This is a genomic window from Oceanicella sp. SM1341 (genome assembly GCF_003448965.1).
Classification (GTDB): Bacteria; Pseudomonadota; Alphaproteobacteria; order Rhodobacterales; family Rhodobacteraceae; genus Paroceanicella.
The window spans coordinates 1-20379 of the sequence record NZ_QRGC01000034.1; the positions used below are offsets into that span (position 1 = coordinate 1).

Annotated in this window: 11 protein-coding genes, 2 tRNA genes and 2 pseudogenes; 9 read left to right on the forward strand and 6 right to left on the reverse strand. The window is 61.7% G+C overall.

Going from position 1 to position 20379, the window contains the following annotated elements:
• The 4 genes from D3P35_RS22440 to D3P35_RS26335 all read left to right on the forward strand — a co-directional run bounded on the left by D3P35_RS22440 (position 1) and on the right by D3P35_RS26335 (position 2434).
• Positions 1–77 (forward strand) — tRNA-Met (locus tag D3P35_RS22440).
• 595 nt (positions 78–672) lie between these two features.
• Positions 673–1047 carry an IS66 family insertion sequence element accessory protein TnpB gene (tnpB, locus tag D3P35_RS22445; RefSeq protein WP_198670759.1) on the forward strand — a complete coding sequence of 125 codons (375 nt, stop codon included), beginning with the start codon at positions 673–675 and terminating at the stop codon, positions 1045–1047.
• Between the two features lies 1 nt (position 1048).
• Positions 1049–2137 carry an AAA family ATPase gene (locus D3P35_RS22450; protein ID WP_118138136.1) on the forward strand — a complete coding sequence of 363 codons (1089 nt, stop codon included), beginning with the start codon at positions 1049–1051 and terminating at the stop codon, positions 2135–2137.
• A gap of 39 nt (positions 2138–2176) precedes the next feature.
• Positions 2177–2434 (forward strand): hypothetical protein, encoded by a 258-nt coding sequence (locus tag D3P35_RS26335; RefSeq protein ID WP_157982269.1) that lies wholly within the window; start codon positions 2177–2179, stop codon positions 2432–2434.
• Here the strand turns inward: D3P35_RS26335 and D3P35_RS22455 are convergent.
• The 4 genes from D3P35_RS22455 to D3P35_RS22470 are packed head-to-tail and all read right to left on the reverse strand — an operon-like array spanning position 2382 to position 9813.
• Positions 2382–3122, reverse strand: a complete 741-nt coding sequence (locus D3P35_RS22455) for a M48 family metallopeptidase (protein ID WP_118138138.1) — start codon at positions 3120–3122, stop codon at positions 2382–2384. The two genes, D3P35_RS26335 and D3P35_RS22455, sit on opposite strands and share 53 nt — an antisense overlap.
• Complete coding sequence (locus D3P35_RS22460) at positions 3109–6177, reverse strand: type I restriction endonuclease subunit R (RefSeq protein ID WP_118138140.1); 3069 nt, start codon at positions 6175–6177, stop codon at positions 3109–3111. The genes D3P35_RS22455 and D3P35_RS22460 overlap by 14 nt, the downstream gene beginning before the upstream one ends.
• A 40-nt stretch (positions 6178–6217) precedes the next feature.
• Entirely contained in the window at positions 6218–7378 is a 1161-nt protein-coding gene (locus D3P35_RS22465; protein WP_118138142.1) for a restriction endonuclease subunit S, read from the reverse strand.
• A complete protein-coding gene (locus D3P35_RS22470; RefSeq protein ID WP_118138144.1) occupies positions 7375–9813 on the reverse strand; it encodes a class I SAM-dependent DNA methyltransferase in 2439 nt (812 codons plus the stop codon). Before D3P35_RS22470 ends, D3P35_RS22465 begins: the two co-directional genes overlap by 4 nt.
• Positions 9814–10258: 445 nt before the next feature.
• On the opposite strand from D3P35_RS22470, the gene D3P35_RS22475 reads away from it, so the two are divergent.
• From D3P35_RS22475 to D3P35_RS22495, 5 genes and pseudogenes are all read left to right on the forward strand, one after another.
• A complete protein-coding gene (locus D3P35_RS22475) occupies positions 10259–10513 on the forward strand; it encodes a helix-turn-helix domain-containing protein (protein ID WP_232830600.1) in 255 nt (84 codons plus the stop codon).
• Positions 10514–10718: 205 nt separating this feature from the next.
• Positions 10719–11132, forward strand: a pseudogene (locus D3P35_RS27040) (hypothetical protein); the annotation flags it as partial.
• A 231-nt stretch (positions 11133–11363) separates the two neighbouring features.
• Positions 11364–12383: pseudogene (locus D3P35_RS27045) on the forward strand (IS66 family transposase).
• A 390-nt stretch (positions 12384–12773) separates the two neighbouring features.
• On the forward strand, positions 12774–14558 hold the full coding sequence (locus D3P35_RS22490) for an ATP-dependent endonuclease (protein ID WP_118138150.1): 1785 nt from the start codon (positions 12774–12776) through the stop codon (positions 14556–14558).
• A gap of 34 nt (positions 14559–14592) precedes the next feature.
• The gene (locus D3P35_RS22495; RefSeq protein ID WP_232830601.1) at positions 14593–16362 is read left to right on the forward strand and encodes an ATP-dependent helicase; all 1770 of its coding nucleotides are present in this window, start codon (positions 14593–14595) and stop codon (positions 16360–16362) included.
• 695 nt (positions 16363–17057) lie between these two features.
• On the opposite strand, the gene D3P35_RS22500 is transcribed toward D3P35_RS22495, so the two are convergent.
• Positions 17058–17132: transfer RNA gene (locus tag D3P35_RS22500), tRNA-Thr, on the reverse strand.
• Positions 17133–17191: 59 nt separating this feature from the next.
• Positions 17192–20314, reverse strand: coding sequence for an efflux RND transporter permease subunit (locus tag D3P35_RS22505; RefSeq protein WP_198670760.1), 3123 nt, complete (start codon positions 20312–20314; stop codon positions 17192–17194).
• Positions 20315–20379 lie beyond the last annotated feature (65 nt).

Genomic DNA, 20379 nt, shown 5'->3' on the forward strand with positions numbered 1-20379 from the left:
CGCGGGGTGGAGCAGCCCGGTAGCTCGTCAGGCTCATAACCTGAAGGCCGCAGGTTCAAATCCTGCCCCCGCAACCAGAAATACAGAAAGCGCCGCCCCAAAAGGGCGGCGCTTCTGCGTCGGGCGCGCCCGACAAGCATGGTCCCGCCCCGCATGCTGCCATTGGCCGAGCCATCCGGTGGTAAGCGTTGCATTTGACCCCTTGTTTACCCTCTAAACCTGACCACTTCTCGTCCGCTAGTCTGCATCCGAACTACGATCGGAGGCGACTATGGCGGAAAGTGAAGTCTGGGGGTTCAAGATCCGGACCTCCCCGTCGGGCAAAAGGATTTGGCCGAGCGAACTCAAACGCGAGGCGACAAGGCGCCTTCGGGAAGATGGCATGTCACCTGGAGATGTCGCCGCCGAGCTGGATGCCCACGAATGCCTAGTGAGAAAGTGGTGGGTCGCTGATCGGCGAGAGCGAGGCGAACAGATCTCCGTCGATGGGCCAGCCTTCGCGCAGATATCAGTCGAACCGGCTGTCGCGCCGGCGGCGCCCCAAACGACCGCTGCAGGTAATGGCTCAGCCGGCTCTGCTCATCTGTACGTGGGCGGGATCTGCCTACAATTTCCTTTGTCCATCGACGAAGCAGACCTTCTGAAGCTGATCCGTGTTGCGGGGCAGTGTCAGTGATCGCGCCGTCCAGCAGCTATCGTATCTATCTGGCCACTCAACCTGTCGACTTCCGGAAGGGGATGGATGGCTTGGCCAATTACGTCATGACCAATTTCGAACTCGATCCCTTCTCCGGTGCATTCTTCGTCTTCCGCTCGAAGGGTCGTGACAAGATCAAGGTCCTGATGTGGGACGGCACCGGCCTCGTGCTGATCTACAAGCGTATCGAAGGCGCGGGCTTCGTTTGGCCCAAACTTTCCGACGGGACGATGACCCTGACGAAGGCCCAGTTTGAAGCTCTCTTTGAAGGGATCGATTGGCGCCGCGTCGTCTCGGCCGCCTATCACCACCCCTCCATTTTCAGTAAAACAACCGCGGAGGTCGAGTGAGATGGCGACGATCCCATTCATTCAGTGCAAGATCTTTCCCGTCGAGCAGACCGCGGACTACCTCGAAAAGCGCTTTATCAAGCACCTACGGCTACTGCGAAGTGGCCCGGTCGGCCAGCCGGCGCATGAAGTCGAACTGCTTGGAGACGACAATCAGGAACTGCATGAGGTGAGGATAACCCATCTCGACAGGAGCAGGATTCAAAAGCGTGTCAAAAAGCTTATCGCACGCCGCCAGGAAGCGTCAGGGATGGGCCATTTGCAAAGGGATGAACGGGAGAGATTGACCGCCTGTGCAGGCGGCGTTCGGCTTGCGGCGGTGAAGACCGAACACCAAGCGGACGAAATCGCGGCGGCCCTTCACGATGAAATGCCCTGGATGGGGCCCGCGACCGAACAGGTCTGGAAGGCCATGCGCAGGTCGGTGAGAGAAGGCTCCAGCGGTCTTCGCCTGCCGCCCATCCTGCTCGATGGCCCTCCCGGGATCGGCAAGAGCTTTTGGGCGCGGCGCCTTGGTCGCCTCTTGACCGTACCCACGACCGTTATCGAGGCAACGAATGAAAATGCCTCATTCGGTGTCGTCGGGTCTCAGCGCGGATGGGGAAGCGCCGGCCCAGGGCGTCTCATTTCCACGATTCTTATGGAACATGTCGCCAATCCGGTCATGGTCGTGGATGAGGTCGAAAAGTCGGGGACTGCAATGTCCATGTCGGGCAGAGCGTTCGGACTGTCGGAGGCGCTGCTACCCCTGCTGGAGCCCTTGACCGCAAGAAGCTGGAGTTGCCCATTCTACCAGGTCAAGTTCGACATGAGCTGGGTCATCTGGGTCCTGACATCCAACAACTACCACATGTTGCCCGAGCCGCTTCTGAGCAGATGCCCACCCATATCCCTACGAGCGTTAACGACTGAGGAACTGGTCATGTTCATCTGGCGCGAAGGGCGCAGGCAGGGGACCAGCGACGTGGCGCTGGACGCCGCAGTCGAAGCTTTCAAGCGTGCGGGCCAGACAAGCCAACCGAGTCTGAGAACTGCAGCACGGGTGCTGCAGAGGGCAGCCGATCTCGAATGTCACCCCACGTTGCATTGAACTGATTTCACGCGCTCATCACACAAGGGAGGCGGCTTCGTGACTGAATTCGAGATCATCTTCGTCGTGGTTGGTATCGGCGCATGCATCGATGGCGCCATCCATGTCACCATCGCCTACCGCTCTTCGATACGAGATGTCGAACCAGATCCGGAACGTGTTCGGCGATTTGTGGAACGGGGAATGGAGCTGCGGCGGCAGGCCCTGGAAAAATCGCGCGCAACCGACAGGCCGAGCGACGACGTCACCGAGCCAAAGTCTGCAGATCTTCCCAAGCGGCAAGCGGATACTGATTGAGCTCGTCGCGTATGCTGCGCCACTTCGGCATATTGTCGTCAAGGACCTTGATGAAACGCTCATCATGGCGCGGCGATATCAGGTGGGCGAGCTCATGCAGCAGTACGTACTCAATCGCCCGAGCGGGTTTCTTGGCGAGCTCGAGATTAAGCCAGACGATTTTCTTGTCCGGGTTGCAGCTGCCCCATTTCGTTTTCATTGGCCGGATGCCCCAGGTTTCGGTGGCAACGCCTAAGTGCGATGACCAATGCTCTAGCCGTGGGGCGACGTGCTCTCTTAGGCGAGCCTTGTACCAGTTCTCCAGCCAACACCTGCGTACTGCGGGCGTTGTGTCTGCCGGCACCGAATAGCGGAGCCGGTCACTGCCGATGAGTTCGATCCGGTGGACCTTCTTATCCCAGTGGATCACATCCAGCCGAAGAGGCCGGCCGAAAACGAAGTGTGTCTCGCCGGAGACGTACTGCCGTTGCGTCTGGCGCTCCTGAGCTAGGAAACGGGCCTGTTTGCGACGAACCCAATCCATTCTCGTGAGTACAGCCAGCTTGACGGCATCGAGACTGACGCTCAGCGGGGCGGCAACTCTGACCTGGCCGTCAGGCGGATAGACACCGACATGGAGGTTCTTGATCGCCTTCCAGCGGACCTCGACCAGCGTCCCTCCGATGATGTGGTGTTCAGTATTCACCATGGTTCTTCAGTATATGCAGTAGCGTATCCACAGTGTCGGGATCCGAAATCTCCGCTTCCAGGCAGCGTCTGACTTTCTTTTCTTTCATCGTATGTCCGCGCCACCCGTGGGGGGCAGTCGCCCGTACAGCCTCATCGATTCGGCGCGCTAGGGCCTCATCTTGTCCCAGGTTGTCGAACAACGCCTTCTGCCCGGGCGACTTCATGCTCTCAGGATAGGTGTTGCCATGCCCGGATTTCGCGGCCCGTACCAGCTCCGCGATCTTCTCCAAATACTCGGCGTACTCGATCGCGCCGCTCCGGCGCTGCGCCACCAGGTCAGTCAACAGCTCCGACATCTTCTCGTAGAACTTTGGGTTCACCGGTGTTTCGTCGATGATCAGCTTCCTGACGTTGTTCTCGATCGCCTCGGCAACATTCTCACGCTTGCGCTTGGAGGGCGCCGGAAGATCATCCTCGGCTTCGGCGCCTTTGCTCTCGACTAGGTCAATCAGGCTGATGTCATCCAGGTGAGAGATGACCTGAGAGTCATCGGCCCTGATATAATTGTCGATCAGGTGGCGCATGGCCGGCTCGTAGAGCTTCATGTCAACGGCATCGCCGCTGTGGAGCCGCACGGCATCGCGGACGCCGATGGCATGTTCGACCTCCTTGCGCATTTCCGCCAGCTCCAGCTCGTTGAAGTCCGATCCGTCCGGCTCGGCGGCGACGTTCGTGTAGGCACGCGCATAGCGCCCCGCCAACTTGTAGAGTGCTTGGCGGCGGCGAGCTTTCTCTTCCGCGTCCGGATCGCTTTCGATGCCTTCGGGGCTGGAGAAATACGCGAAGAGCTCATCATCGCCCTTGGGCTGCTCGACCGCATCGAGAAGCCCCAGCCAGGCATCGCGCGCCGTCCGCAGATCTGTGTCAGCCTGCTCGGCACGATCCGTGATCAGGCCCTCGACATCCTCCTTATCGAAGGCATCGAACGCCTCGGACGTATAGTCATCCACCGCGCTCTCGATGTTCCGGAACAGATCCTTGTAGTCGACGATATAGCCGAAATCCTTATCGTCGCCGTCCAGGCGGTTCACTCGGCAGATCGCCTGAAACAGCCCATGATCCCGCATCTGCTTGTCGATGTAGATATAGGTCGCCGTGGGCGCATCGAAGCCGGTCAACAGCCGGCTCACCACGATCAGCAGCTTCATCCGCCCCGGCTCTTTCTTGAACAGCCGCAGCGCCTCCTCCTCGTACTCTTCCTCCGACGTATCGCCGAGGAGATCGGTGTAGACCCGGTGGACGCGCTGCTTCTCGGTCTCGCCCATGCCGGATTCTTCAGCAGTGATTTCCGGAGCAGCGCGCTTGTATGAGGTCACGATCGCGCACTTGTCGGCCAGGATTGACCCGGACTTCCGGAATATCTCGAAGAGCTCGCATGCCTCGGGGATGGAGCCTGCCACGAGGATGGCGTTCCCCATGCCCGCGTTCAGACGCGGCTTCATCTCCATGTCCAGGATGATATCATTGGCGATCTGCTCCAGCCGGTCACGGCTCGAAAGCACACGTTGAAGCGTACCCCATCGTTGCTTGAGCGTCGCCTTCGCGATCGGGGTCAGACCCTTCGTCTTGGCCTCGAACCAGGCGTCGATTTTGTCCGGCGCGCTGATCCTCTGGTCGATGTCTCGGGCTTCGTAGCGCAGGTCCAGCACCACGCCGTCCTCGACGGCCTCATCAAATCGGTAAGGCTTGCCGATGTAGGGGCCGAAGGTTTCGAGCGACGTCCCCTTGTCGGACCGTAGCAGGGGCGTGCCGGTAAAGCCGATGAACATGGCCTTGGGCAGTACCTTGCGCATCGCCTTGGCCAGCTTGCCGGACTGGGTGCGGTGTGCCTCGTCGATAAAGACGAAGAACTCGCCCTTGGGCGCACCGATGTTGGCGTTCTGGATATCAGAGATCAGGCTTTCCAGCTCGCCCTCTTCCTTCTTTCCGAACTTGTGGACGAGGGAGCAGATGATCCGATCCGTGGGATCGGCGAGTGCGGCCATCAGGTCGTTGCCTGATCGCGCGCGCCGCACCTTGTCGCCGGTATTGCCGAAAACGTCCTCGATCTGGCTGTCCAGCTCCTTGCGGTCGGTGACCACCAGGATGCGGCCGTCCGGGAACGCCTCCCGGATCCACCGGGCCAGCATAACCATGATCAGGCTCTTGCCCGACCCCTGGGTCTGCCAGATGATGCCGCCCTCCCGCGCGCCGACGCGTTCCTGCGCCGCCTTCACGGCGAAATACTGATTGGGGCGGGCGATCTTCTTGATGCCTGCGTCGAACAGGGTGAAGTCGTGGATCAGCTCGAGGAACCGCGCCGGTGCCATCATCTGGGTAACATCGCGGTCGAGCCGGGCCGAGATCTCGCTCTCTTCCTTCCAGGCCAGCCAATAGGGCTGCGGCGTCTTGATCGGGGCGTATCGCAGCCCCTCGCTGTCATTGCCCGCAAAGGTGATCTGCACCGTGGTGAAGAAGTGCTGGATGAACTCCGGCCGCTGGTTGTCGAGTGTCTGGCGGATGCCTTCGCCTACGCCCACGGTGGATTTCTTCAGCTCTACCACGCCAAGCGCGATCCCGTTGACATAGAGCACCAGGTCGGGCCGCTTGTTCCAGGCCTTGGCGTCGCGGCCCTTGACCGAGACCTCTTCGGCCACGCCAAGGTCATTGGCGCCCGTATCGGCCCAATCGACGAAGCGCACGGTGACGGGGGCCTCGCCCGGGCCGGGGGCGATGGCCACGCCGTAGCGGAGCATGTCGTAAAAGCTCTGGTTGGCCTCGTAAAGCTTGGTGCCCTCCATCCGCGCCTCGCGTTCAAGGCGGGTGATGGCCTGGGTGATGACCTCGGGCGCATAGCCGCGCGCCTCCAGCCAAGGGCGGAGCAGGGAGGGCTCGATATTGGCGTTGCCCTCGCGCTTTTGCCAGTCGCCGAGGTAACGCCAGCCGAGGCCCCCGGGAGTGCCGGATTTGTCCCCGCAGAGCAGGTCGATGACCCGGTTCTGGGCCTTGCGTTCCGCCTCGCCGATCTTGCTCATGGGGCACTCCGTTCTGGAAGTCACTCGTTGAAAAACGTCGTCAGACCAGCCTGATCCGTCCGGTCAAAAGGTTCTGCATCATGCCCTCCTTCACCTGCCGCGCTTTTGCGAGGCGGGTGTCGAGAGCGTGGATTTCCGCGTCCATGTCGTTCAGGACCTGAGCGATTGCTTTCTGCTCGCTCGGGCCTTCGGGCGTCATGACTTGATATTTGCGCAGCTGTCCCATTCCGATTTCAAGGAAGGTACTGCCGGAACAGAGCTCAATGAACCCGGCCTTCTGAAAGCTGAGCAAGTAGAATAGGAAGTCTCTATCCGTATCCGGTCGTGCGATGAAGTTCTTGAATCCCTGATTGGTCGAAATCGGCACGGTGGCGATAGCACATTCACCAATCGTCGCTCGGCTGGTCATCACGATGGTGCCCTCCGGCAAAAGCTCCGCCGCTGATTTCCGAAGGCCCAAGTCTGTAATGTAGCGCGAAGTCTGGGAAAGGAATCGTGTACCCTTCAAGGAGGTAATATCCGTCGGTGTACACCAAGCAATGTCACCATCCCACATCTCGGGTGCGGAAGTGCTTGGGGTTCCTCCGGAGCGGATTTCGGCAAGTTCCGGCAACGTGCGGGCCACCCACTCCCCCGAGAACCCTGGAAGGCGGCGCTTGGCGGTCAGGAGGTCCTGCATCGCGCCCTGCTTGATGAGCCGCTTCTTGGCGATCAGCCGCTCCAGTCCCTCGATCAGCGCATCCGCATCCGAAAGCGCCTCGACAATCCGGTCCTGCTCTTTCGGGTCCATGGGCAGACGGACCATCATGTCGGCGATCATTTCGCGACGAACTGAATCCACCGATGACTTCGCTGTCATCGACATGATGCGGTCGTAGAAGAACGAACTGAAGTAGTAATAGAAATATCGGCCCGTTATCTCCGGGCTGAAGGCGTGCATCAGGTATACGCGCTGGTGGAAGTCACATTTGCCGTTGATGTAATGGAATATCTTTCCGGTTCCGACGCCATCCCCAGCCGTCAGAACGCCTTCACCATCGAAACCTATCGAGTTGATACGCTCGATGGTCTGCGAACGGACGAAGAAAGGATATTCTCCGTTGGCTTCGCGATCCTTAGTATCGCAAGATCCGGTGGTTATCCGAGCCAGTTTTTCAATCGGGAGTTCAATCCATCCCTCGGGCAATTTCGTGTCCGTCACGCTACGAACCCCATGGCTTTGAGGTGCTCGTCAACGCGCTGCGATAGCGTATTCATCTCAGCAGAGACCTCTGGCAACGGATGCCCATACCGCTCCGTCAGCACCCGCACTCGGGCCGTCATCTGCTCGGTCCGCGCCTCGATTTCGGCCTCGATAATATCGGCGATGTCGGTCAGCCATTTGTCATCCACGACCAGGGAGCGGATCTCTTCCTCGGTCAGCTCGGGGTATTTCGCCAGCGTGGCCTCGGTCAGCGTCTCCTCGGCTTCCTTGACCGCCTTCTTCGCCGCCGTCCCGGCCGTCATCAGCTTGGCCACCTGTTTCAGCAGCTTCGCCTCGTCCAGCTCAACGGCCTTGTCCTTGGTGCGCGCCTTCACGGATGCGGCGGTCAGCTTGCCTGCCTCGGTCAGCGCATCGGCCAGCAGGCCGCCCTCGGCCCCGTGTTCCTCGACCAGTTCCTCGATCTCGCGACCCAACTCCTCGGCCCTAGCCTGCGCGTCATCGACGGCCTGCTGCAATTCAGGGAAGAAGCGCGCGACGATCAGCCGGGGCGGGATGACATCGGCCACAAGGCGCACCTTGTTCACGGTCAGGTCGGCCTCTTCCAGCCATTTGACCTTGCCCTTGTCGTCGGTCTCCTTGCGGGCCTCGCGCAGTTCCCTGGCCGCTCCCCAGCCGTCATGGGCGATGATGAAGACATCGTCCTGCATGGTCTCGGCCCAGTAGGACATGAGCCGCTGATACGCCTCGTAGCGGTCGATCAGCGGCGCCTCTGCAAAGCGGGTCAGCATGTCCTCGGCGATGGCGTGGATCAGCTCCTTGGGCTTGTCGCCCACCTGGATGCCATCCATGCGCGGCGCGTTCGCCCCGGCCCAGCCGTCGAGGATTCCATGGACACGGGTCTGGAAGGCGGTGAACTCGGCGTGGTTGCGGATGGTGCTGCGCACCTCCTCCGGCTCGACCAGAGGGTCCGAATAGCCCGGGCGCGGGTTCGGCCCGAAGAGCGTGGCGCGGATGCCGGGCATGACCTCCCAGAACTCGGCCAGCCCGTCGATATCGCGGTTGGGCACGCCGCCCTTCAGGTGCGCCTCGATGTCCTGCAGGTCCTCGGGGTCGGAGCCGTCGATGTAGCGCGGGATGTTGAGGTTGAAGTCGTTGCGCGTGATCTCGGCATAGGGAACGAGGCGGGAGTAGCCCGCGATCTCGGCCTGGCGGGTGTAAGCGTCGGTGATCTTGTGGATGTCCCGCTCGCGCAGGCGGTTCTTGTTGCCGTCCTTGATGAAGCCGCGCGAGGCGTCGATCATGAAGACGGGGCGCTCGGCCTTGGCCTGGGATTTGTCGAGCACGATGATCGAGGCGGGGATGCCGGTGCCGTAGAAGAGGTTCGCGGGCAGGCCGATGATCGCCTTAATGTAGCCGCGCTTGAGGATCTTTTCGCGCAGCTCGGCTTCCTTGTTGCCGCGGAAGAGCACGCCATGGGGCAGGATGACTGCGCCGGAGCCGGTGGCCTTCATCGAACCCAAGATGTGCAGCAGGAAGGCGAAGTCGCCGTTCTTGTCGGGCGGCATACCGAGGTCAAAGCGGCCAAAACGGGTTTCGCTGGTCAGGCCAGAGCCCCAGGCCTTGGCCGAGAACGGCGGGTTGGCGACGACGAAGTCGAAGGTGAGAAGTTCGGTCTCAGACGCCTTGAACTGGGGCTCGGCGATGACATCGCCCTGGGCGACATCTGCATCCTCGCGTCCATGCATGATCATGTTCATCTTGGCCAGGCCGCGGGTGGTGATGTCGAATTCCTGCCCATAGATGGTGAGCGCGACGTCGGCGGCGTCAGCGGCCTTCAAGAGCAGCGATCCGGAGCCACAGGTGGGGTCATAAACGGTCTGCTTCGGGCTCGAGGCGCGGTTCACGCCCGCGACAGCAGCGACGACGCGCGAGACCTCGGCGGGGGTGTAGAACTGGCCCTTGCTCTTGCCGGACTCGGTCGCGAAGTTGCGCATCAGATATTCATAGGCGTCACCCAGGATGTCGTCGCCATCGGCCCGGTTGCGGCTGAAATTCAGCTCTTCCCGGCTGAAGATGTTGATGAGCGCGGTCAGCGTCGTGACCATCTTGGCGCCACGGCCGAACTTTTCGGAATCGTTAAAGTAGGCACGGTCGATGACGTTCTTGAGGTCGTTGCCTTCGGCAATTCCCGCGATGGCCGTGTCGATACCTTCGCCAATGCCCTTGGTGCCGCGGAGCTTCTTGAGGTCCTCGAAAGAGCAGCCCTCGGGGACCTCGATCAACGCGTCGGGCTTGCCCACGCGGTCAGAGACGTACTTCACGAACAGAAGCGTGAGGATGTAGTCCTTGTAAAGGGAAGCATCCATGCCACCCCGCAGCTGGTCACAGCTGTCCCACAGGGATCTGTAGATATCGCTCTTCTTGATAGCCATCGTGTTCTGCCCTTCGCCAAGTCACCCGCGTTCTCATCGCGCGAGTTGAGTTCAGGTCTAGCGCCTCCTGGCCGCGAGGAACAGATACACCTTGCCTGATCAAGTCGAGCCAAGACCTTGAAACTGCCGACGCTGAATTGGCTACAGGCCTGGAACGTCAAAAAAGGTGCAGAAAAAATTGACGCCAAGCAGGCGTCCGCAAGACTTGCGAAAAAACGAATTAAGGCCTTGCGAAAAATAAGCCGGCCTCCGCGCGAAACGCATATTGCTAACGCTTCATAGCTGAGATGACGACTTGCGAAAAACTTACCATTGCCCTTGCGAAAAATTTTGATTATTCGACCGGTAGCGGCGTTTCACAAATAGCCGTCAACTTCTTATATCAACTTGATCGTTGATCTTCACTCTTCAGTGCGTCATTTCCTTCTTAAAGTGATTCGCGAAGGTGAAAGGCGACCCATTGGATTTGGCTATCGATAGAGAAAGGCATGCTCGAATCCGATACGAGCTTTCCCTGCGCGGTCTGACCTTCGCTGAGATCGCGAGACGCGCGGAGGTTAGCGTTTCTTCCGTCAGCGCGGTTTCACTTGGAAAAAGCAGGTCCGCGCGCATCGAACTGATCTTGGCGCAGGCTTTGGCTACTCGCCCGGAAACTCTTTTCCCGGACCGCTACCCTGCTAACGGCGGAGACGGCACATGAGCTAGAATTAACGGGCTCTGGAAGAGTTGAGGCCCCGGGACTGCAATCCCAAGGGCCTCGGAAAATCGCTCGGCGCGACATCTCATCTATCCCTCAGAAATCATCGAAAGTCAAGCAGCGCAGCCATGTGCGGCAGCGTGTTGGTTTGGCATGCCCACGTGTATACCGCAGTCTTGGCCGCGGACCGATCGGGACGACAGACGGGATGGACTCGATTCAACGGGCCTGCGATCAGCTGGCAGGTCATCAGGACAGTTTTGTTAGACAAACGGCCAGCGCGATTGCCGCTGATGATTTGGCACGCGATGGGGAGGTGGTTGTTCTTCAGGCACGGCTTTCCACTGCATCGGCGCAGATCAAGACCTTGCGCGCCGAAATCAAGCGGAAGGACGAGCGGATCGAAAAACTCACTCGGATGACGTTTGGCCAGAAATCAGAAAAGTGCCCCCAATCAGTGCCGGAAAGCGGGGATGAAGAAGAACGCGCTCCCGCGGGACCAAGGCCCGCAGATGAGCAGGGTGACACCTCGAGTGCGTCGCCGACGACACAACCTTCTGTCGCGAAAAAGCCACGAGGTTTGCTCGGGCGCCAAAAACTGACGTTTCCACAGCACCTTCGGCGCGAGGTCATCGACCTTGAGCCGGAATTGGGACAATTCTGTTCTTGCGGATGCCGCCCCGCTCTGGTGGGAGAGAAATTTGTCGAGAAGCTCGCCTATCGGCCCGCTGAGGTCTACGTCATTGAGGAGCGCTTCCCGAAATACTGCTGCCGAAAGTGCAACCGGTTCGTGCAGGCCAAAGCGCCTGAGCGGGTTTTCGATTATTCTCGCTACGACGATACGATGTCACTCATGGCGGTGATATCAAAATTCGCAGATTTCTTGCCTCATCACCGCATGCAACAGATTTTCGGGCGTAGTGGCTTGAAGTTAAACCGAGCTACGATCTGGCGACTGGCCAAGCGCGCTGGTAATTATTTGAAGCCGCTCTACGAGGCGTTGATTTCCGATCTTCAAGCATCTGGAAAATTGTTCATGGATGAAACCACTGCCCCGCTACAGGTTTAAGAGCGGCGCAAAACCAAAACAGCATACATGTGGGCAATGTGCCGCGATGATCGACGCTGGAAGGGAAATCAGCCTCCGGCAGTCGCTTTTAATTTCGCCTTGTCGCGAGAAGGCATTCATGCCGAGAAATTTCTCGGTGGTTTCGCCGGAACGCTGCAAGTCGACGGATATGCGGGTTACAACCGCCTCACTGCTCTTGACCGGATTGGCGCCCCAATAAATCTTACTTATTGCTGGGCGCATGTCCGCCGCAAGTTCTTCGATTCTTGGAACGCTACAAAATCTAAAGAAGCCCTCAAGGTAGTCCATACGATTGACAAACTTGCTGAGATTGAAAGAGCTCTGAAGGGGCAGCCGACAATTGTACGGCAGACCGAACGGGCTCGCCTGAGCGAACCGATCGTCGTTGCCCTATTTCAAGAGATTGAAGCGATTGGTGCTCATATCCTGATGAAATCAGCACTGGGCGATGCCATCAATTACACAATGAAACTTCGCGAAGGCCTGAAGGTTTTTCTAACCGACGGCCGTGTAGAGATGGACAATAACCCTGTCGAAAACGTGATCCGACCTTTGGCGTTGATCCGGAAGAATTCTCTGTTCGCGGGGTCAAAACTTGGTGGAGAAATCTGGGCAATTCTGTCAAGTCTGATCGGGACCTGCAAGCTGAACGGCGTTGAGCCGTTCGCCTACCTCAGCTGGGTGTTCGAGAGGATCGCAATGAAATTGCCACTGGCAGATTACCACAGGTTGCTCCCGTGGCATTGCCCAGCTGAGCGGTATTTGAGGGAGGAGCCGACCTGAGCCAGAATTGCGGCATGAAGTGACGGCAGTGCCGCCCCCTCCAGTTGGAGCCCCGTCGGCATGGGCGGTAAACCTATTTTGGCTGTGCGCGCAACGGCCCCCAGGGGGCACTGCAGATGTGGATATTTCACGAGCCTCATCCGCAAGAGCCGGCCTGGCCTACAAAGAAGGCGGAGAGCTGTCGGATGATATGCGGTATTCTAGTTGCGTCAAGTCGGAAAGGCGGGCGTTCACAAAACCGCAGCTAGCTTTCTTGATAGATGGTGAGTACACGCTCTGTGGTGGAGTAGCGCAAATGAAAGCCCGTAGAGGCTGTTTTTGCAGACCAAGAGACTTAAACGTAAGTGTTGAGCTTTTGCTCGACGCCTATATCGTGGAAAATTTCTACAAATGCGGATTTCGCGAGTAAGAATAACCAACTTTGCAAATTTTTCCGACCTCGATGTCGAGACGGGCGAGAGCATCGTCATCGTCGGTGAGAACAAGGTCGGCAAGAGTAACTTCATCCGCGCCCTGCAACTGATCCTCGATCCCGGGCTGTCGGAGCGTGATCGTCAGCTCGGGCTCGAACATTTCTGGGACGGCCTGGACCAGGACAAGCTCGGCGAGACGATCGAAATCTCTGTCGATCTGACGGATTTCACTGGCGACCCGCGCCTGATGGCGCACCTCAACGATTGCGTGGTGGACCCAGGCCCGCCCATGGTCGCACGCCTCACGTACCGCTTCCAGCCCAAGGCTGATCTCGGGCGTGATCCCGAAAGTCTGGCCGACTATGAGTACGTTATTTTTGGCGGCAACGATCCCGATATGGCAATCGGGTCATCCGTGCGCCGGATGCTTCCGCTCGACGTTCAGGTGGCGCTGCGCGACGCCGAGAAGGACCTGTCGAGCTGGCGAAACTCGCCGCTGAGGCCGTTGATCGAACAGTTGGCCACTTCGCTTGACGAAGACGCTCGTGATGAGATCCAGGAACAAGTAAACGAGGCCCAAGCCGAGCTTGCCGGTCATATCGAGGTGGTTGCTACCGCGCAGCGGATCAGCGGCCGCCTGATCGCTATTGCGGGTGAGCAGCATGCCGTTCCGCTCACGCTAGGCCTAGCTCCGACGCGGGTCGATGCGCTACTGCGTAGCCTGCGCCTGCTGATCGACAATGGTGCGCGCGGTATTGGCGATGCCAGCCTCGGCACCGCCAACCTGATCTTCCTGGCGTTGAAGAGCCTCGAGTTGGATCGTTTGGTGACTGACGGCGAGCGTGACCACACCTTCTTCGTGGTCGAAGAGCCTGAGGCGCATCTTCATCCACATGTCCAGCGGCTGGTCTATCGGTATTTCCTCGGCGGCGCTGCAGATGACCAAGAAGATGCTCCGCCTCTTACGACCATCCTCACGACGCACTCGCCGCATATCGCCAGCGTCACACCGATCCGCTCGATCGTCCTGCTCCGCCACGACGCCGGCGAGGATGCGACGACCGCCGTCTCGACAGCGAAGGCTCCACTGACGGAGCGCGATGAGGCCGACCTCCAGCGTTACATCGATGTCAGCCGCGGCGAGATCTTCTTTGCGCGAGGTGTCATCCTCGTTGAGGGCGATGCCGAGCGGTTTCTCATCCCCGCATTCGCCGAGGCGCTGGACATCCCGCTCGACATGCTGGGCATCACGGTCTGCTCGGTGAGCGGCACCAATTTCACGCCCTATGTCAAACTGCTTGGTCCGCAAGGCCTGAACATTCCTCATGTCATCCTGACGGATCGCGATCCGAACGGCACGAAGCCGCCGCTGGTGCGTAGCCGTCTCATCAAGGTGCTGAGCCTGGTCGAGAGCGGGGTGGACTACACGCCGCTCGACGCCGATGCCATGATCGCCCGCGCGGAGCCGCTCGGCTATTTCGTGAACGGCAACACGTTAGAGCCGGAGCTGTTCTGTGGCGGCCTCGCGGACGCGATGAAGAAGGTAATCGAGGAGGAACTGTCAATCAACCAGGCGTCCCGCGACCTGCTTCAGGGCTGGGTCGACGACACCGATACGCTCGATGAGGAGAGGTTGATCAAAAGCATCGAACGGATCGGAAAGGGACGCTTTGCGCAGGCGCTAGCGCCGTACGTCGAGGAGGATATGTGCCCGGACTATATCCGGAAGGCCCTGGAGCATATTCGCGATGCCCTTGCGTAGTGTAAGCGCCGCCTACCTCGCGCAAGCAGCGGACTTGGCCAGTAACCCAGGCCAGCAAGCCGCCTATGACTCGACCGGCCATTGTGTGGTGCTGGCGGGCCCCGGCAGTGGCAAGACCAAGACGCTGGTGCTCAAGCTTGCCCGGATCATGGCTGAAGACGTACGCGCGCCACGCGGCGCGGCATGCATCACCTACAGCCAGGAGTGTGCGCGTGAACTGACGCGCCGGTTGGAACAGCTGGGTCTAAGAGAGGCGCCGAACCTCTTCATCGGCACGGTCCATGGTTTTTGCATGAGGCATCTGTTGATGCCCTATGGCCGTCTTGCCAATTTGCCGGCGCCCTTCCCGCTTGCGGTCGCCACGCAACGACAGAGCGACCAGGCGATGAAGCGGGTCGGGGAAAGGCTCTTCGGCCTAGGTCATCCGAACAAGCCGATGGACCTGGGGCGTCATCGGCGATCGATATTGGACAGGACGTCGGAAGCCTGGACAGATGAGGAGGAGCTTGCGGCTTGGGCCGAGGGCTACGAAGCCGAGCTGCGGCGAACAGGTCTTGTCGATTTCGATGACCTCGTGATTTTCGGCCAGCGTCTAGTGTCGGATCACGACTGGGTGCTCCCGCTACTCCAGGCAAAATTCCCGGTCCTAGCGGTCGATGAGTATCAGGATCTCGGCGTTGCGCTTCACCGCATAGTCAAGCGGGTAGCCTTCGACGGGGGTGTCCGCCTCTTTGCGGTCGGCGATCCGGATCAGTCGATCTACAGCTTCACGGGCGCGGACGGAGCTTTGCTGGAGGAGATGGCGGAGCGCGACGATGTCGAGCGCGTTCAACTTCAACTCAATTATCGCTCGGCCTCGCGGATTGTTCGTGCCTCCGAAATGGCGCTCGGCGAGGATCGCGGCTACCGATCGAACGACCCGGACCGCCAGGCGGTAATCGCAATCGTTGAGTGCGACGATGGCCTGGAAGGCCAGGCCGCGCACGCGGTCGCCGAGATCATCCCAGCGGCGCTTGCCGCCAAACCGGGACGCGCGCTCGGCGACATCGCCATCCTCTACCGGGACTATCGTGCCGGCGACGTGGTGGCGGAAGCGGCCACGGCGGCGGGTCTCGACTTTGTGCGGGTCGACACGGCTGCGCCTTATCGCAAGGTTGCACTCACGAGCTGGATCGAGGACTGCGCCGCCTGGTGCGCGGGGGGCTGGCGTGAAGCAAAGCCGCAATTGCGTGGCTTGTTGGACCGCTGGATCGGTTTTCATCGCGCTCGGATTTCAGATGCGGAGGCCAGCGCTGAATTGCAAAGCCTCACTCGGCTTCTCTGGTCGCTCCGAGTTGAGGAGGGGCTAGCCCGCGACTTCGTAACGGCGCTGCGGGCAGGAATGCTCGACGCGCTGATGGCGGTTGAGCCGAGCCTTGGCGATCAGCGCGAACAGGTCGAGCGGATGTCAGCGGCAGTCGCCATGGGGGGGCCGCTTGCGGACCTTAATCTCGCCAGTCTTGGTGGGCGTGATGGCTCACCACTTCACCTCAATTTATTGACGCTGCACTCTGCAAAGGGGTGCGAATACGATGTGGTCATCATGGTGGGACTCGATCTTGGGAGCCTGCCATGGCGTAACGAAGCACCTGCGGCCCAGCGTGAGAGTCGACGTCTGTTCTATGTGGGGCTAACGCGGGCCCGCGACGAAATCCACATGCTATATTCTGGTTTCGTCGATACCCGCTTCGGGCGAAAGTATTGGGGGCGCTCTCCGTTCCTGGACGAGCTTGAGCTGCGAATGCGTGAAGCCGAAGGCGACTAGGTGAAAAAGTGGCGCAATTTGTAACAACTGCGTCTAATCGACGGCATGAAAGCCACGAGCGACTGCTTCGGGAAAGCCGAGCCGCGGCGTGGGCACGCTTCGACCGTCAGCTCGGGGCCGATGCTGTATAAAAACTCGCATGAACATAGCATGCTTTGAAATTGTGTTCGCCAGAGTGATCTTGGGAGGTTTTTCCGATGCCGTCGTCGCTAGCGGCCTAGTCGGGTGGGGGAATTGTCCTTCGAGATTTCAGGAAATCTGTATTTCTACACAGAATCGGCCGAAAATCTTGAATCTTTTGGCGTTTCGTCTTGGCGCGTAGCGCCAAGATAAGGCCCTATCGCCAGTCTCGAAAGCTCCTATGGCAGGGTTCACATGCAACGCTTACATCCGGTGGCAGCGGTGACGGGGTTCATCTGCAGCCGCTGCGGTCAGCTCTTCACCGGGCTGCCGGGCCCGCGCGAGACCCGCAGCGCCTTCGACATCCCGCGTGAGGACTGGTCCGGCCGGCTCGGGAGCGACCAGTGCGAGGTGGCTCGCGGAGCCGCTTTCCTGGCTCGCTCGGGCGAGGAGAGCTGCGCGCAGTTCCACGTGGCTGATGGAGGAAGTCCGGGCGATCCTCGGGCCGCCGAACCAGCGTGGCGGGCCGTGCCGCTCCGGCCTGCTCGGTTGCTCGTCTCTCGGCTGAAGGGGGGTGGTGCCGGATGAGGGATTCGAACCCCCGACCTTCGGTTTACAAAACCGCTGCACTACCGCTGTGCTAATCCGGCCCCTCCCCGGCTGATAGCATACCTGACGGCAAGCTCAAGCCGTGAGGTGGCCACCGGCGCTATTCCGCCGGGTGGCCCAGCACGCGGGCGCGGGCGATCTCGGCCTCGAGGCGGGCGTCCTCGTCGCGCCGGGGGGTGGAGAAGCGGGCCAGCACCAGGTAGCAGACCGGGGTGAGGAACAGCGTCGCCAGCGTGGCGAGGCCGAGCCCGCCCACCACCACCCAGCCGAGGGCGATGCGCGCCTCGGCGCCGGCGCCGCTCGCCACCACGAGGGGCGCGCCGCCCAGCACGGTGGAGATCGCGGTCATCGCCACCGGGCGCAGGCGGATGAGGCTCGCGGTCTCGATCGCCGGGCGCAGGGCGAGGCCGCGCTCGCGCAGCTGGTTGGCGAATTCCACGATCAGGATGCCGTTCTTGGCCATCACCCCCACCAGCATCACCAGCCCGATCTGGCTGTAGACGTTGAGCGTGCCGCCGGAAAACAGGATGGCGAACACCGCGCAGGCCAGCCCCAGCGGCACCGTGAGCAGGATGATCACCGCCGAGACGAAGCTCTCGAACTGTGCCGCCAGCACCAGCAGCACCACGATGATCGCCACGGCGAAGGTCATCGCCAGGCCCTGGGAGGTCTCGCCCACGGTGGCGGCCTCGGCCAGCGGTATGATGCGCGCGCCCGGCGGCAGCAGGCCCTCGGAGAGGCGCAGAACCTCGCGGTAGGCGTCCTGCAGGGCGAGGCCCTCGCCGAGGCTCGCGGTCACCGGCACGGCGCGCAGCTTGTCCTCGCGGCGCAGGTCGGCGGGGGCGGCGGCCTCGGTGAGCGTGGCAATGGAGGACATCGGCACCATCTTGCCCGAGGCGGTGCGCAGGAAGATGTTCTCGAGGTCCGTCGGGTCGTCCACCGGGGTGCCGGTGGAGAGCAGCTTGATGGGCGAGGTGCGGTCCGGCAGGTAGACCGTGCCCACCTCGCGCCCGTCGAGCAGCGACTGCATGGCATTGGCGAGGCCGGTCACGTCGATCCCGAGGTCGGAGGCGCGCTCGCGGTCGACCTTCACGGTGAGCTGCGGCTGGGTGAGGTCGAAGCTCAGGCGGATGCTGCCGAAGCGCCCGTCCTCCTGCATGCGCTCGATGATCTGGTTTGCGGCGTAGGAGAGCTGGTCGTAGGTGGCGCCGGCCACGGCGAACTGCAGCCCCTCGCCGCCGCCGCGGATGCCCAGCGAGTTCGGCTGGATGGCGAAGGCGCGCACGCCGGGCAGGGCGCCCATGCGGGTGTTGATCTCCTCGGCGATCTCCTGCTGCGAGCGGCTGCGCTCCTCCCAGGGGGCGAGGGTGAGCACCATGAAGCCGCGGTTCACCGCGCCGCGCCCGGCGATGGCGAAGAGGTTCTGCGCCTCGCCGTTCTGCAGGTAGGCGGAGGCGATGTCCTCGATCAGGCGCATCTGCTTGGCGGTGTAGCTCAGGCTCACGCCCTGCGGCGTGTTCACCGAGAACAGCAGCACCGAGCGGTCTTCCGGCGGGGTGAGCTCCTGCGGCACCTGGCGGAAGGCCATCACCGCGCCGAGCGAGAACACGACCGCCACGGTGATCGCCACCAGCGGCGCGTCGAGGGCGGCGCGCAGGATGCGGGCATAGAGCCCCTGCAGCCCGGCGCCCAGGCTCTCGAAGGCCCGGCCCAGCAGGCCGCGGCGCGCGGCCTCGGTCTCGGCCGGGGCGGGCAGCACCCGGGCGGCGATCATCGGGCAGAGCGTGAGCGTGACGATGGAGGAGATCACCACCGAGATGGCCAGCACGAAGCCGAACTCGCGGAACAGCCCGCCCGCGGTGCCCGGCAGGAAGGAGATCGGGATGAACACCGCCGCCAGCGTGGCGGTGGTGGAGATCACGGCGAAGAACACCTCCCGCACCCCCACCAGCGCCGCGGCGCGGGGCCCGAGGCCGAGGGCGCGGCGGCGCATCACGTTCTCCAGCACCACGATCGCGTCATCCACCACCATGCCGGTGGCGAGCACGAGGGCGAGCATGGAGAGGATGTTGATCGAGAACCCGGCGAGGTAGATGCCCCCGAAGGTGCCGATCAGCGCCACCGGCATGGTGACGGCGGGGATCAGCACCGCGCGGGCCGAGCGCAGGAACAGCAGGATCACCCCGATCACGATCACCGTGGCGAGCACCAGCGCCCCCACCACCTCGCTGATCGAGCCGCGGATGAAATTCGCGTCGTCGCTGGTCACGCGGATGTCGGTGCCCTCGGGCAGGATGGCGCGCATCTGCTCCACCGCGGCGCGCACGTCGCGCGAGATGTTGAGCGTGTTGGACTGAGCCTGGCGCACGATGCCCATGCCCACGCCGGTCTGGCCGTTGGCGCGCAGGATGGCCTCGTTCACGTCCGGCCCGAAGGTGACGGAGGCGACATCGCCCAGCCGGGTGTGGGCGTCGAGCATCAGGGCGGAGAACTCGTCGGCCGTGGTGAGGCCGGAGTTGGCGCGCACCACGATCTCCTGCGTGTCGGAGGTGATGGTGCCGGCCGGGCTCTCGCCCGAGACCTCGGCCAGCAGGCTCGCCACGTCGGCGAGGGTGAAGCCCCGCCCCGCCAGCGCCGCCTGGTCGATGTCCACGCGCAGGATCGCTTCGCGGTCGCCATAGACCTGCACGTCGGCCACGCCGTCGATGGCGGCGAGCGTGTCGACCACCTCGTCCTCCACCAGCCGGGTGAGGTCCTGGATCTCCAGCCGGTCGGAGGTGACCGCCACGCGCATCACCGCGGAGGCATTGGCATCGGCCTTCACGATGCGCGGGTCGTCGATGTCGTCGGGCAGGTCGCGCTCGATGCGGCTGATCGCGTCGCGCAGGTCGTTGGCGGCCACGTTGAGGTCGGTGTCGTCGGTGAATTCCACCGTCACCCGGCTGCGGCCGAAATTCGAGGAGGAGGCGATGGATTTCACCCCCGACACCCGGGTGGCGGCGCCCTCGATCTCGTCGGTCACCTCGGCGTCGATGGTCTCGGGGGCAGCACCGTCATAGGTGGTGGTGACGGTGATCACCGGGCGGTCCACGTCCGGCAGCTCGCGGATCTCGGCGCCCCAGAGGGCCGCGAGCCCGGCCACCACGATGAGCAGGTTCACCACGATGGCCAGCACCGGGCGTTTCACGAAGGTGGCGGTGAAGGCGGCGGCGCCGTCATCCATGCCCGGCGGCAGGGCGCGGGCGGCGGCCTCGGTTTCGGCCAGCGCCTGCGCGGTGTCTTCGGGCT

What these genes read in the sequence shown, in the direction of transcription:
- D3P35_RS22460 (WP_118138140.1), bottom strand. Translation starts at nt 6,177, where the DNA reads ATGAGCAAGATCGGCGAGGCGGAACGCAAGGCCCAGAACCGGGTCATC.
- D3P35_RS22470 (WP_118138144.1), bottom strand. Translation starts at nt 9,813, where the DNA reads ATGGCTATCAAGAAGAGCGATATCTACAGATCCCTGTGGGACAGCTGT.
- D3P35_RS22455 (WP_118138138.1), bottom strand. Translation starts at nt 3,122, where the DNA reads ATGGTGAATACTGAACACCACATCATCGGAGGGACGCTGGTCGAGGTC.
- D3P35_RS22450 (WP_118138136.1), top strand. Translation starts at nt 1,049, where the DNA reads ATGGCGACGATCCCATTCATTCAGTGCAAGATCTTTCCCGTCGAGCAG.
- D3P35_RS22490 (WP_118138150.1), top strand. Translation starts at nt 12,774, where the DNA reads ATGCGGATTTCGCGAGTAAGAATAACCAACTTTGCAAATTTTTCCGAC.
- D3P35_RS22505 (WP_198670760.1), bottom strand. Translation starts at nt 20,314, where the DNA reads ATGGATGACGGCGCCGCCGCCTTCACCGCCACCTTCGTGAAACGCCCG.